Origin of the sequence: Treponema parvum (assembly GCF_017893945.1) — a bacterium.
Lineage (GTDB): Bacteria > Spirochaetota > Spirochaetia > Treponematales > Treponemataceae > Treponema_D > Treponema_D parvum_A.
In genome coordinates this window covers 480,338-494,649 of sequence record NZ_CP054257.1, presented here as the reverse complement: position 1 = coordinate 494,649, position 14,312 = coordinate 480,338, and the positions used below count along the sequence as shown (strand labels likewise).

Genomic DNA, 14,312 nt, shown 5'->3' with positions numbered 1-14,312 from the left:
AATTTGCGCTATGAAGCTGAAAATGTTTTTACACTTTTCGAAAACCCTAGCTGTCATCCTGTGCTGCGCTCTTTTATTCGCCTGCGATAAAAACAATAGCGCCGACTCTTTTTCCTTAAAAAACCAGACGATGCAAAAACAGCTTTTAAAGCTGCTTGAAGATCCGTCGCTTGAAACTCAAAACCGATATTCGGTTATCAACAGCATTTCAAACATATTCTTTGCGCAAAAAGACTACAACAGACTTGTACTGTTTTTAACGGACTGGACGGAGCGGCACTCCGACGACATTTACAACACGTACTGGCTTTTTATTACCGCAAGCGTATACATGCAAAACAACGCCGCCCCCATAGCGGAATACTATTTTGACCGCATATTAAAAAATTATCCTGATATTACGGTAAAGGGACAGTCCATACATTTTCAATGCCTAAGGCAGCTCATAAAGATCAGCACGACGCCTGCAAACAGAATAAAATATTTTAACGAACTTATTTCAAAATTTCCAATGAATGTGAGCATTACCGAATTATACGAACGCCTCGCGCTCGAATATGAAAAGGAAGGCGAATGGGAACTTGCGATGCGCGCTTATTCCCAGTTTCTTGAACAGCCGGACGCACAGACTATCCAAATAGCGGGCGTACCCGACGCTTACGCAAACGCACGGCAGCTCGTAGACTTTAACAATTCTCCTAAAGATTGGACGTTTGAAAGCCTGGCGGCTCTTGAAGAAGCGATAAAAAAAGCGATTTCCCGCTACGACTGGCGCTTATTGGATCAATACAAATCAAAGGTGAATTTTTTTACGATGAACTGGAATCAGGACCGCTCCGCAAGCAACGCTCAGGAAGTTTTTTCAATGCGCAATTTTATGCGCGGAAACAGAATACGCTATAATGAAAATTTGGATGACGGTTCAAATCCTAACGAAGCGTACCTTTGGACTACAGGATGGAGCCAGTATATTTCCGTTTGGTATCTGTGCTTCAGAAAGGTCAATTTTCCTGCGGATCCTGAAATTCACGGGCGCTGGGAATGGGCGGGAATCTACTTCGGTGAAAGACTGTAATGAAAAAAAAGAACGCACCGTTTTATCCGCTCCTTCTTTTCATACTTTGGGGCGCATGTAAAAGTACGGCCGCATCGATGTCGGCGGCATCGCCACTCGCGGAATTGCCAACCGCAATTACGCCGATCTCTACGGTTACATCGCCGTCCGCGCACAATTCCACGGCCTCGCGGCAAAATTCTCCGGTAAAGCGCTTTGAAACCGCCGTCTATAAAAAACTCGACATAGAAGGCGCCGAACGAAAAGAAACCCAGGCGTTCAGAGACGAATACCTTACGCCGTTCGGGCAAAAAAAACTCTTTCAAATACTTGACGACGCCGAACCTTACAGACTTTATGTCCGTTCGGAATTAAAAAAAAGAGGAATGCCTTCAATTTTGGAATATCTTCCGGTAATCGAATCCGGCTATAATCCTTCCGCCAGATCAAAAGACGGAAACGGCGTGGGAATGTGGCAATTCATGCTCAACAGCGTTGAGCCTTTTATGACTGTAAACGAATGGGTGGACGAGCGCCTTGATCCTTGGAAATCCACCGGCGCCGCCTTAACAAAATTGCAGGACAACTACAAGGTTTTTAAAGACTGGGCATTGGCTATAGGCGCATATAATTGCGGCGCCGGTGCAATGAGCCGCGCTCTCGCAAAAGCTCAAAAAAAGACTTTTTGGTTTGTTGCAGAAAATTCGCTCATTCCCGAACACACGGCGCGCTACGTGCCTAAACTGCTTGCCGTTGCGGATCTGGCGCAAAACAGTAAATATTACGGCATAAATTTACCCGACGCAAACGGGAAAGACAACAGGCCCGTAAATCCTCGCGCAGGGGAATTCGATTATATAACGGTGCAAAAACAAATTTACCTGAGCGCCTTGGCGGCGGAGCTCCGCATGAGCGAAGATCTTTTAAAAAATCTAAACCCCGCCTTGCTGCACGGAGTTACACCTCCGAAAACAAGCTACGTCATCCGGCTGCCTGCAGGGATGAAAACGGCTGCAGAACACGCCGTAAACGCCTTGTCTAAAGCTAAGCCGTAAAACCGGCGATGTAATGGAATCGCCCACAGGCGCAACAAAACATGCAAAAGGCCGCCCTAAAATTAGAGAAACTTAAGGGGCGGGCTAAATAACGCTGAATTCGACGGGGTTTTTATCCGATATTAAATCAGGGAAAATATAATAATGAAACAAAACCGCATTTTTAAGGCTGTTTTTTCGGCATTGATTTTATATATATCGAAAGGGTTTTCGCTTCAAGCGCAAAACACCGCCCTTATCTCTTCAAGCTGTTCCATAGATTGGACAAAACAAGAATTTTCTTCACAGGTATTGTTCAACGTTGAAAAAGCCGGAATAAATATGCCGTCGGGGAAAAATTCCGCCCTTTACCGCATAGCCTTGGAAATGCCCAAGCTCATAAAGGATCAGCTCTTATCGATTTTTGTGGATTCTTATCTGCAGTTGGGAGACACGGTTTTAAACGAAGATATCACGCTTGAACAGCTCACAAGGATCATCGAAGACGGAAAAAGAACTCCGGGAGTTTTTACGGATTCGTCTTCCGTCATAAGAACAAATCACCTTATGGACTTGCGTTCCATATCTTCCCTCATGGTACACCATAAAATCCCTTACACAGCGCAAGAGCCCATAGTCCAAGTTCCGTCGCGCGCATTTACAGGAATAATAATAGACGCGCGAGGCCAACTGCCCGTCCACGGTGAATTTGTAAAAAGCAGCGTACATCCCTGTTTTTTCCCAAGAATATGGAACGACAAAATGGATCTCGTCTACGAAAGGAACATGACCGACAGTTCAAATGCAAAAAAGAACAGTATCGTCGCATATAACTATTCCGACGATGAAAAAATCTACAGGGACAGGATCGGGGTTGATCCTCTTAGAATACTCGCCAGAAAGGTCTACGGACAAAACCGTACGGATCCCGTTATTTCATATAACGACGCGCTTAAAATTCTCACAGTTCCGGAAAATCTAAAACTGCTTGAAGAAGGAAGGGTTGTGATCCTTCTTGACAAGGATAATCTCATCTACGACGTAAAAGCCCCCGTAAAGGACGAACTGTATTATACGGCTTTAAACACCGTTCGAAAGCTTCTTTATGTGGACAAGGTGCCCGACGTTGAAATTTACGACACTTACAAGGGAATTTTATTTCAAATCGATTTGAAATTTTATCCCGACTCTCCCGTTCTCTTGCCTGAAGAAAAAGAGCGCATCGCAAAGGTAGCGCAGATGCTCGGCGACATAACCAAAAATGACGAATTTACGATCCTTGTGGAAGGCCACGCCGCGGATATAGGACGCCCATTGGGAGAAATGCAGCTTTCCATAGAGAGAGCAAAATCGGTGATCGAATCGCTTCTAAATTTCGGACTTAGAAAAGATCTGTTCAGCTTTCAGGGATACGGAAGCACTCAGCCCATAGCAGACAATTCCACACCGGAAGGCCGAGCCCAAAACCGCAGAGTCGACATAACCGCCCGTCCCAAAGCGACTTATATAAAACGCGACTGGAACTGAGCGGCGTTATTTGAACGTTTAAAAGCCGCCGCTGATATGGCGCAGCCTCGTTAAACGGCGTTATTTGAACGCTTTTAAAAGCGAATCGATGTTTTTTTGCACAACGTTAAGGAGCGCGTTTCTTTCTACGCAGTCGGGAAAATTCCGCCAGACGACATATTTGGCGTTAGGCAAAACCTCGACAAGCGCCTTCCCCTGCGGATTATGTATATTGTCGATTATCAGCGCGTAACCGCCGTCCTTTGCCTTTGCAATCTGCATCGCGGTTACCGGGCCGGGGCCGAACACATCATCCACTTCAAATCCGAGTTCCCGCGCAAGATAAATTTGATGTTTATTGCACAGCACCTTTAATTTATTCAAGCCTCTTTTTTGCACTTCCGCCTTTCCGTCTTCAATCGTCTTTACATAGGCTTTAAGGCGTTTTTCATTTTCGCCTTCGGTATGTAAAATTTCCGCGATCTTTTTTGTTTCGCTTGTAACCGTCGAAACGGAGTTGTCGCTTAAAATTTTTATCATCTTAGAACTTTCCGTTACGCCGCCGAGCGTTTTCATCATTCTTTCAAATCCGGCATAGATAAAAAAATCACAGTCTAAAATCTTTTGAATGTCGCTCACCGTAACTTCGTATTCCGGCGGATGGCGCAAGTTCGCCGGAGCGATGATTTCAACGTTATCCGCTCCCGCGATATCGGCAAAGGCCGCCGTCCACGATGTGGAAGCGACCACGTACGGACTTGCGGCAGGGTCGCCCTTTTGAGAAGTTTTCACTTCCGCGAAAACACAAAACATGGCTGTGACAAAGCTTGCGATCAGCATAATTTTTTTCATAAAGTCTCCTTGTCGCAGAACTGCGACGGCCGGCGCGCAATGTTTTCGGCCGACCTGCAATTTATTTTACGGTCAAACTGACGGCGTATGCAAGGCTTGCAATCACGGCTATCGTTGCTCCCGGAGGAAGATCCAGTACGACTGCAAGAAAATATCCCGCAACGGCAAAAGCAAGGCCTGAAACACTGCTGAAGGCAAAAAGCCTTTTTATTCCGTGCGACTTTTTTAAAAGCGACGCCGCAAAAAGAACGGGCAAGATCAAAAGCGCATCGATCAAAAAGGCACCTAAAAGCTTTATCGCAAGCGCTACGGTAAAAGCGATTATTAAAACCATTAACGTGTAATGAAAACGCACGTTTATGCCTAAAGAACTTGCAACCTCCGCGTTATAAAACAACGCCAAAACGTTTTTTAAATTGATCGCCAAATAAACCGCAATAATAACGGCGAGAATGAAAAGGACTGCAAAATCTTTGTTTGTCAGAGCGAAAGGGCTTCCCCATAAAAGATCTAAAGTATCCTTTGCGGGAACGTCCGCAATGTGCGTCAAAAGCGAAGCAAGAGCCATTCCCAATACCATGACGGCTGCACTGGAACTGCCGAAGCCGAAAGAACTGTTTCTTGTGAATTTTATCATCACGAGCACAAGTATGGTATTTACAGCTATCGTAACCGGCACAAGCGGAAGAGAAAAAGCCAAGGCTATGGCGCCGCCGAGGATAACCCCGTGCATAAGCATGTAGCGGAGCGGAATAAGATTAAGACGAATGATCGTTACTCCGCACAGCGGAAATACCGCACCTGAAACTATCAATGCGATAAATCCTCTGAAAACGGGCGGAAGTAAAAAGATCGTTAATTTGTCCATATCTCACCTTAGTTTATTCAGCACGCGCGAATCTGAAAGCGCAGGCCTAACCTTACAGACGGTTTCAGCCGGAACTCAGTCTCCGGGCCTCTCCAGCACGAGAGTTTGCCATCCGTGCATTTTTAAAAGCTCTTTGTCATGCGTTACGATTATTATCGTAGGAATCTCCGAGACGGAAAGCGAATGGAGTATGTCCGTAACCATTTTACGGTTTTCCGCGTCCAAGGCGGCGGTAGGTTCGTCCAGCAAAAGCAATTTCGCGTCCTGCGCCAAACAGCGCGCAAGGGAAACTTTTTGTTTTTCTCCGCCGCTTAAACTGAAATAGCTTCGATTAATAAGGCCTAAAGTTCCTGTTCTTTCAAGCGATCTTCGGATTACGGCTTCACGGTTTTTCACGGAAGCGCGGCCGATCCCTAAAGATACGACTTCTTCAACGCTTAGACTGAATTCCGTATTGTCCGTCTGTTGCGGAATATATCCTATCGTGCGTTTGGGTAAAAGCGAAGGTGTTTTTCCGTCAATAAAAACTTCCCCCGATTTAGGACGGATGAGGCCGCACAAAATTTTTAAAAGGGTTGTCTTTCCCGCTCCGTTTTCACCGGCAACCATTAGGCGGCCTCCTGCAGGAACCGTAAACGACAAATCGTTTATAAAACCGTAATTCGATGAAATATTTTCAACACGCGCTTCAACGCCCTGCACAAGCCTCGCCCTCCGGCGAAGCTGCATGTACATTTCGTCGCTGTCATACAGACTTTCAAACAGATCCTCCGTCGCACATAAAAGTCGATCTACTTTAATTCCGCAGGAAAAACTTATTTTTTCTTTTTCATCAACTCCGTCGTTCAATTCCGCAATATACCGTTCGGCAAGCCTGCTGCCTATGTCCGCATGTATTTTTTTAATTCCCATGCGTGCCATAAGGACTGCCGCCGCCTTTCCGACGGCGGTATCGTGAGCGCAAAGATTGTCCTTAGGCCCTAAATAAATTTTTAAAAACTTCTCCAGTTCGAAAAGCGGCATAAGCCATTTTCCGCTGTTTGAAAAAATAAGAGAGGATGAATTATATACGCATAGGGTCTTGTCTTCCGGCAGACGCGAAAGATAAGGCTCGTTCTCAAAATTCATGTTTACAATTATAGGAAAAATTGAAAGAAATGACAAACCGGAAGGCCGCCGAATGTGGACCATACTATTGAAAATTTCAGATTTTACGGCGACTCCGAACACCGTTCGTTGCGCTCACCGGCATATGCCGTGGCCGAACTTTTACAAGCGGTAACTTTTTACCGGTTTAAGTCTCTTTGAACTTTTTTAGGACGGGAGCGACCAAAAACAAAATCGCTGCAAAACACAGTATGTCCGAAATCGGCTGGCAAATAATGATTCCCGTAAAACCGAATAAACGGGGAAAAATCATCAGACATGGAATCATAAAAAGCCCCTGCCGCGACATTGCCGCAAACGTAGCCGATTTATAGTGATTTATATTTTCAAGCAGCATACTTGAAATCACTACAAAAGGTATGAGAAGGCACGTGCTCCAATATATGTGCATGATTTTAACGCCGAGTTGCAAAACTCCCGGATCGTTATTGCAAAACACCCCTACAATCAGATCGGCAGCGGTAAAACCCGTAATCAAGACAACCCCATAAAAAGCGGTTCCGATTCCCACGCAGAATAAAAATGCCTGCCTTACGCGAGAATAAAGAGACGCGCCGTAGTTAAAGCCGCATACGGGCTGAAACCCCTGTCCGAGTCCCAAAACTACGGCGAGCATCATAAAAGAAAAGCGTTGGACTATGGACATGGCGGCCAGGGCTTCATCTCCGTAGACGCTTACCGCCCGGTTCAATACGATTATAGAAACGCTCGCAAGGATGTTCCTCGCAAGACTGGGCGTCCCGCCTTGAAACATGGCAAAAATTTTTTCTTTTGAAAGCGAAAAATATTTAAAACTTACGGAAACGGAAGATTTTTTTACGGTTCCTACGACAAGTATGCAAAAACTTATAAACTGGCTTATTATAGTCGCCAATGCGGCTCCACGGATACCGAAATTAAAAACAAAGATAAAGACAGGATCCAAAACAATATTTAAAACGGCGCCGGAGGCAATGCCGAGCATCGCAAAAAAAGCGCTCCCCTGAAAACGCAGCTGATTGTTCAAAATAAAGCCGCCTATGATAAAAGGCGAACCTATGAGAATTATGCCCATATAGTCCATGGCATACGGCAAAACGGTTTGAGTCGCTCCAAAAAAAAGCGCCAACGGTTTAAGCAAGCATAACCCGACGACGCATATCACAACGCCGAAGATAACGCCTAAGTAAACGCCGTCCGCCGCCATTTTAGAAGCGTTTTCGGGATCTTTAGCTCCAAGGCGGCGTGAAATATAATTTCCGCTGCCGTGGCCGAAAAAAAGAGCGGTTCCCTGTATTATGGCCATCAAAGAAAAAATGATACCTACGGCCGCCGTTGCGCTGGCGCTTATCCTGCCCATAAAAAACGTATCGGCCATATTGTATATCGACGACACCATCATGCTTATGATCGTCGGAACGGCCATCTTAAGTACAAGTTTAGAAACCGGCGTCTGCGTCATCTTTTCATGTTTTATGCGCCGTATTTCATCTTCATTCGATCTTTGCATTTATATAAAGTGTAAAGTCTTTTATCCATAAGTTCAAGGAAAGACCTATGGAACGGTATGCAAAGAGCCGCACAGATGTACGCGATGTTTTGACGGGCTTTCGCTCGTCAAAACTCGCTTTTCAAAATCCTATTGCGGATTTTAAGCCGTTTTGAAACCGGGTCACAAGCGCCGCACATTTTCATAGCTCTTCTCCGAACAGTAAAAGTAACCGGCTAAGCTATTGACATGTTTTAGCGTTTATGTATATGTTGTTCGCATGACGAACGTTACGGACAAAACACGTAAATTTTTTTCAGCTCTTAAAATCAACCGCAGCTCGATGCCGGCATATTCCTACTTCAGCTATTATTATACCCATCTCTACAAAAACGCTGCGAGTTCGCCTACGTAATGCTTAAAATGAACGTTTTAATGCGTATAAGGAACTCTGCGGAGTTCCTTTTTTTTGTTTAAAAAAGGAGCGTGCACCAGGCGCAGCCTAAACGGCCGCCGCTAAAATCGCCGTAAAAATTTTTATCAGGAGGAATTATGATAATCATACTAAAAAAAGATGTTCCGCAAAAAAAAGTTGACGACTTCATTCAGTCATGGAAGGACAAGGGGTTCGGAATTCACCTTTCCAAAGGCGAAAGCACTACTATAGTCGGCTTGCTCGGCGACACTTCAAAGATTGAAGCCGAAACCGTCGCCGCAAACGACGTAGTCGAAACCGTACAGCGGGTAAGCGCCCCGTACAAGATGGCAAGCCGTTCTTTTCATCCCCAAAACACCGTAATCGAGGTTGGCAGCGGACAAAAAGGGATTGCCCCCTGCTCCATAGGCAGCGATATCATAAGCGTAATCGCAGGCCCCTGCTCGGTGGAATCGGAAGACCAGATCATCGAGATCGCAAAAGAAGTAAAAAAAGCGGGAGCGCGTCTTTTGCGCGGCGGCGCATTTAAACCGAGAACTTCGCCTTATAGCTTTCAAGGGCTCGGCAAACAGGGAATAGAATTTTTAATAAACGCAAAAAAGGAAACGGGTCTTCCCGTCGTTACGGAATTGATGGATGCGCGCCAGCTTCAGTATTTTGACGACGTAGACATAATACAAATCGGGACGCGCAACATGCAGAATTTCGACCTTTTAAAAGAACTTGGAAAGACGGATAAACCGATCTTATTAAAACGCGGGCTTTGCGCAACCGTAAAAGAGTTTCTCATGTCGGCGGAATACATCATGGCCAGCGGAAATGAAAACATAATCTTATGCGAACGCGGAATACGCACGTTCGACAACTACACGCGCAACTGTCTGGATATTTCCATAATTCCGTATTTAAAACACGTAACTCATCTTCCCGTAGTGATAGACCCCAGTCACGCATGCGGAACGCGCTGGATGATCCCGACGCTTTCACAAACCGCCGTAGCGGCAGGCTGCGACGGCCTTGAAATTGAAGTTCACAATCATCCAGACAAGGCGTTAAGCGACGGCGAGCAGGCGCTTTTGCCGGACGCATTTGACGATATGATGAAAAAACTGCAAAAGTATGCGGCGATAGAGAACAGGAAGGTTTAACTTCGACGGCTATATGGCGCCGCCTCGTTAAACTGCGAGTTTCGAGCAAAGCCGAAACATCGCTTATCAACTGTGCGCAAAAAGCGCACGAATTCAACAGTCTCCAAAATTGACATTTTGTTCGACTGTTGAATTTTAAGGAAGGTTTAGCTTCGACGGGAGTGTAAAATGAAAAAACTTAAAGATCTTAATTACGGATTTATCGGGCTCGGACTTATGGGCGGCTCTCTCGCAAAGGCCGTGCGGGAAAAAATACTGAACGTTCCGAACGCAAACGGAAAAATCTTCGCCGCAGACATAAACAGCGGTTCCCTTAACCTGGCCGTGCAGGATAAAATCATAGACAAGGGGTATGATATATCCGCCGCAGATACTATGCTTGAAAGCTGCGATTTGGTATACGTATGCCTTTATCCGCACGCGACCCTTGATTTTTTAAAAACACATAAAAACGATTTTAAACCGGGAACCGTAATAACCGACATAAGCGGAGTAAAATCCTTCATACTTGAAAATAAATCCGATTTTGTACGAAGCGATACGGATTTTATTCCGGGGCATCCCATGGCCGGCGGTGAAAAAGAAGGCTTTTCCAATTCGTCAGGCGCATTTTTTCAAAACCGCAACTACATCCTCATGCCCCAAAAAGAAAACCGTTCTGAAAATCTGGAGCTCATAAGAAAACTTATCCGCGCTATTGGATTTAAACACATAATAGAAACGGATCACATTATCCACGATCATAAAATAGCCTTTACATCGCAGCTATGCCATATTATCGCCTCGTCGCTTGTGGACAGTGCGGAAGACGACAAAATCACAGCCTTCGGGGGCGGAAGCTATGAAGATCTTACGCGCATCGCAATGATCAACGCACCTTTGTGGACGGAACTTTTTCTTGCAAATAAAAAGGAACTTTTAAATCACATAACTGCCTTTGAAAAAGCTCTTTCCAATCTAAAAGATGCAATTAAAAGAGGAGACGGAAATACGATCGAAAAGATACTAAGCCGTGTCCGCGCAAAACGGCTCGCCATGTCTTGTATTGACAGTACCGTATAGGTTTTGTATCATTTTAAAGTATGTTTTCGATTAACGATCTGGACAAAACCGTTCGCCGCGTGCCCGACTTCCCTAAGCCCGGCATTTTGTTTTATGACATAACCGGCATTTTGGTAAATCCCGCCGCATTTTCATTCTGCATCGACCGTATGGTTGAATTGTATGAAAATGCAAAAATCGATGCGGTCGCCGCCGTCGAATCACGCGGATTCATCTTTGCAGCGCCTTTTGCACAGCGGCTAGGGATACCTCTTGTGCTCATCCGCAAAAAAGGTAAACTTCCGGGAAAAGTATATTCTTGTAAATATGAACTCGAATACGGAACGGCTGAAATTGAAGTCCACGTAGCCGATATTTCAAGCGGCAAAAGATATCTGTTAGTCGACGATCTTATCGCAACCGGCGGAACTTTTAAAGCGGCAAAAAAAATTATCGAGCAAGGCGGCGGTTCCGTAGTCGAATGCTTCGGCGTAATAGGTCTTCCGGATCTGAATTATAAAAAGCTCTTGTCGCCCATGAAAGTCACGACTCTTATAGACTATCACGGAGAATAATCAAAAGTCCCGCCTTAGGTTCACAACGAAGCTCCAATCGTCGGCGGGGTATTGTTTTCAGCCTGAGAAGTCACAATGCGGATTACCTGCGGGCAAGGCATAAAGCCCCGGCCGCAGTTTCAATTTCTATCCCTTCGATCACTCCTGCTCCGGAAATTCTAAAGAATAATGAAAAATATGTGGATAAAAAGGACTGTACCGCAGAAGCCAGCACAGCCCTATAGGCCGTGCTGTAAGACTTCTGTCAAAATCCGGCGCTCAAGCGTATCAAGAATCTAGTATCTTACCAAATGAAAAGCGAATCCGTTAATCTCAGGTAAAAGATAGCAGAATTTGAGAGGAGAATTGGGATCGTCTTTGGAAATATGCGCCATCGTTTCTTCGACTGGTTTAAAACCGAACTGGGCAAGGTAAGCCACTGAGCGATCGACGTTTGCGCACCTGATCCCCACATGGCCGTGAACACCGCGCCCGTTTTTTCGCATTATTTCAATATCGGTAGCATTGAAGATCGAACTGTTGCCCGGCTTGGGAGGCAGGCCGAAAACGGCGATCTTTTCGGAAATGGCTTCCGCAGGATTTTCATCCGTAGCGTTCATGCCTACATGAGCAAACTTAAATCCCTGTATGGCTTTTACGGCTTCTTTACAGTCGGAAGTGATTTCATCCCATTTACCTTCGTTGATCATTTCCGTTTTTACCATCCATGATCCGCCGACGGCCAAAACATTGGGCTGCTTGGCGTATTCGACTACATTTTCGGTATTTATTCCGCCTGTGGGAACAAACATCATGTCCGCAAAGGGTCCTGCGAGAGCTTTAAGCATGCCGGTTCCGCCTACGACGGAAGCGGGAAAAAGTTTTACAACTTTCAGTCCCTTCGCTATAGCCGCTTCAACTTGAGACGCGTCCGAAACGCCAGGAATCATAGGAACTTTTTTTGAAAGGCAAAAGTCCACTACTGCAGGATCGAAACCCGGCGCAAGAACGAATTTCGCCCCAGCGGCGATAGCGCTTTTAGCCTGCTCCACCGTAGTTACGGTGCCGGCCCCTACGAGCATATCGGGGCATTCCTTTACCATAGCCTTGATTGAAGCCTCCGCAGCCGAAGAACGGTACGTAACTTCCGCCATAGGAATGCCGCCTTTGCTCAACGCCTTGGCAAGGGGAACGGCGTCTTCCGCTTTGTCCAATTTGATTACCGGCATAATACCGATATCGCGAATTTTTTTAAAAATTTCAGGTAATTCCGTCATAGTGTCTCTCCTGATAAAATCAGCGCTTTTCAGGCGCATATATAATGACAAAGGCACAAGCTCGAGCTTTGCCGCCCGAACCGTGCATACTATGTCAATAATATCACAGTGTAAAATTTTTGTCGATTTAAATGATGCGCTTGTAACGTACTTGCCGACTATTCACATAGGCTTTTTCATTAAGCGCGGAGCCGCCTCAAGCGCGGCGCCGTCCAAAAGCGAAGCTTTCAAACAGCCCAGTCGGCAAATATCGTTTACGCCGTGCGGCAAGCTCGATACGCGACAGCAAACATTGTTCCCATTGAACGTCGGTACGCTTTATACGACAAATTCTTTGACCAAAAAATCCAACTTCAATTCCGGATACAGGACATGCTTTGAAAGCAATTTTTTTACGCGCTTTTTGCCTTCGGCTTCAACTTTTGCGTCAATGACGATCTTGCCTTTAGCGGGCTTTCCGTCTTTTGTAACTCCGGGTTTGGTTCCTTTCAGCACCAAGTCTATTATCGCCGCAATTTCTTTCATGTCGGTGTACTTCATACCCAAAGTCGTTACCGCCGGCGTTCCCACTCGTATTCCGCTTGTCCACCACGGACCGTTTTTATCAAACGGCAAGGCGTTGGCGTTAAGAGTGACACCGCACCTAAACAGCGCGGCTTCCGCCTGTTTTCCCGTCAATCCGTACGTCGTAGTATCTATGAGAATAAGGTGATTATCCGTTCCGCCGGTCTGTAAAACCATGCCGAGCTTTTTGCATTCTTCAGCCAAGGCGGCCGCATTGTTTCTAACGGTATGCGCGTATTCTTTGTAAGCAGGCGTGCGAGCTTCTTTAAAAGCTATGGCCTTCGCCGCTATAATGCTGGAAAGAGGGCCTCCCAAAACCATCGGACAGCCCTTGTTTACGGCGTCGGCAAATTCTTTTTTGCAGAGTATAAAAGCACCTCTCGGGCCGCGAAGGGTTTTATGGTTCGTGGAAGTTACTATGTCCGCCCATTTTACAGGATCGAAATTCCCCGTAAATACTTTTCCGGCGACGAGCCCCGCAAAGTGCGCCATATCCACCATGAGAACCGCTCCGCACTTGTCCGCTATTTCTCTGAAACGGTGAAAATTTATCGCGCGGGGATAGGCTGAAAATCCCGCCAGAAGTATAAGCGGCTTAACTTCCATAGCCTGTTTTTCGATTGCGTCGTAATCAAGCAGCCCCGTCTTAGGGTCTACCGTGTAAGGATGACTTTCAAACATCTTAGCGGAAACATTCATGCGGTAGCCGTGCGTTAAGTGTCCCCCGGAATAATAATCGAGCCCCATTATACGCTGATTGCCGAGTTTTTTGCGCAGCGTTTCCCACTGCCTTGCCGTCATTTCGGAAACGCTTTTAAGATTAAGAGTTTCAAGGGCGGGCATTTCAATTTTCTGCGTTAAAACAGCCCAAAACGCGACAAGATTGGCGTCGCAGCCCGAATGCGGCTGAACATAGGCGTAGTCTGCGTTGAACAAGGCGGCAGCTTCGTCCGCAGCGGTGCTTTCTACGGAATCGACGTTTTCGCATCCCCCGTAATAACGGTGTTCGGGATAGCCTTCGGCGTATTTATCCGTTAAAATGTTTCCCATCGCAGATTGAACGTTAAGAGAACAATAATTTTCGCTCGCAATAAGTTTTAAATGAGCGCGCTGAGTGCAAAGCTCTTTTACAATGTCGGACGCAATTTCAGGCCCGACGGCGGCAACCTGCTGAAGGTTAGCCACATAGGCAAGCATAGCAGGATTAGGCTTGCCCTTGCATAAGGTAAGATATTTTTGAATAGGTGTAGGCATATTTCCTCCCCAAAAAGACACGGCACGGCGCCGAACGATCCGTCGCCGGCCGGTAAAACTTTAAGGGGAATAATAACAAAACAAGCCGA

Annotated in this window: 12 protein-coding genes; 6 read left to right on the top strand and 6 right to left on the bottom strand. The window is 46.0% G+C overall.

The annotated features are described in order from the left end of the window. Positions 1-10: 10 nt before the first annotated feature. The 3 genes from HRI96_RS02250 to HRI96_RS02240 all read left to right on the top strand — a co-directional run bounded on the left by HRI96_RS02250 (position 11) and on the right by HRI96_RS02240 (position 3,615). Positions 11-1,075 carry a tetratricopeptide repeat protein gene (locus HRI96_RS02250; RefSeq protein WP_210117913.1) on the top strand — a complete coding sequence of 355 codons (1,065 nt, stop codon included), beginning with the start codon at positions 11-13 and terminating at the stop codon, positions 1,073-1,075. Continuing rightward, the gene (locus tag HRI96_RS02245; protein ID WP_210117912.1) at positions 1,075-2,109 is read left to right on the top strand and encodes a lytic transglycosylase domain-containing protein; all 1,035 of its coding nucleotides are present in this window, start codon (positions 1,075-1,077) and stop codon (positions 2,107-2,109) included. Before HRI96_RS02250 ends, HRI96_RS02245 begins: the two co-directional genes overlap by 1 nt. 144 nt (positions 2,110-2,253) lie before the next feature. After that, positions 2,254-3,615, top strand: a complete 1,362-nt coding sequence (locus HRI96_RS02240; RefSeq protein WP_210117911.1) for an OmpA family protein — start codon at positions 2,254-2,256, stop codon at positions 3,613-3,615. A 60-nt stretch (positions 3,616-3,675) separates the two neighbouring features. Here the strand turns inward: HRI96_RS02240 and HRI96_RS02235 are convergent, their stop codons facing one another. The 4 genes from HRI96_RS02235 to HRI96_RS02220 all read right to left on the bottom strand — a co-directional run bounded on the left by HRI96_RS02235 (position 3,676) and on the right by HRI96_RS02220 (position 7,970). Next, positions 3,676-4,446, bottom strand: a complete 771-nt coding sequence (locus HRI96_RS02235; protein WP_210117910.1) for a metal ABC transporter substrate-binding protein — start codon at positions 4,444-4,446, stop codon at positions 3,676-3,678. A gap of 61 nt (positions 4,447-4,507) precedes the next feature. Further along, entirely contained in the window at positions 4,508-5,314 is an 807-nt protein-coding gene (locus HRI96_RS02230; RefSeq protein ID WP_210117909.1) for a metal ABC transporter permease, read from the bottom strand. A gap of 75 nt (positions 5,315-5,389) precedes the next feature. Then, positions 5,390-6,442 carry a DUF1893 domain-containing protein gene (locus HRI96_RS02225; RefSeq protein ID WP_210117908.1) on the bottom strand — a complete coding sequence of 351 codons (1,053 nt, stop codon included), beginning with the start codon at positions 6,440-6,442 and terminating at the stop codon, positions 5,390-5,392. A 166-nt stretch (positions 6,443-6,608) separates the two neighbouring features. Next, positions 6,609-7,970: an MATE family efflux transporter gene (locus HRI96_RS02220; RefSeq protein ID WP_210117907.1), complete on the bottom strand. Its 1,362-nt coding sequence runs from the start codon at positions 7,968-7,970 to the stop codon at positions 6,609-6,611. A 531-nt stretch (positions 7,971-8,501) separates the two neighbouring features. Here HRI96_RS02220 and aroF point away from each other — a divergent pair. From aroF to HRI96_RS02205, 3 genes are all read left to right on the top strand, one after another. Beyond that, the gene (gene aroF, locus HRI96_RS02215; RefSeq protein WP_210117906.1) at positions 8,502-9,533 is read left to right on the top strand and encodes a 3-deoxy-7-phosphoheptulonate synthase; all 1,032 of its coding nucleotides are present in this window, start codon (positions 8,502-8,504) and stop codon (positions 9,531-9,533) included. Positions 9,534-9,701: 168 nt separating this feature from the next. Then, on the top strand, positions 9,702-10,595 hold the full coding sequence (locus tag HRI96_RS02210) for a prephenate dehydrogenase (protein ID WP_210117905.1): 894 nt from the start codon (positions 9,702-9,704) through the stop codon (positions 10,593-10,595). Positions 10,596-10,615: 20 nt separating this feature from the next. Beyond that, positions 10,616-11,149 (top strand): adenine phosphoribosyltransferase, encoded by a 534-nt coding sequence (locus HRI96_RS02205; protein WP_210117904.1) that lies wholly within the window; start codon positions 10,616-10,618, stop codon positions 11,147-11,149. 275 nt (positions 11,150-11,424) lie between these two features. On the opposite strand, the gene eda is transcribed toward HRI96_RS02205, so the two are convergent. Together eda and HRI96_RS02195 are read right to left on the bottom strand one after the other, a co-directional pair. Further along, positions 11,425-12,405: a bifunctional 4-hydroxy-2-oxoglutarate aldolase/2-dehydro-3-deoxy-phosphogluconate aldolase gene (gene eda, locus HRI96_RS02200; RefSeq protein ID WP_210117903.1), complete on the bottom strand. Its 981-nt coding sequence runs from the start codon at positions 12,403-12,405 to the stop codon at positions 11,425-11,427. Between the two features lie 318 nt (positions 12,406-12,723). Further along, on the bottom strand, positions 12,724-14,223 hold the full coding sequence (locus tag HRI96_RS02195; protein WP_210117902.1) for a glycine hydroxymethyltransferase: 1,500 nt from the start codon (positions 14,221-14,223) through the stop codon (positions 12,724-12,726). Positions 14,224-14,312: the final 89 nt, after the last annotated feature.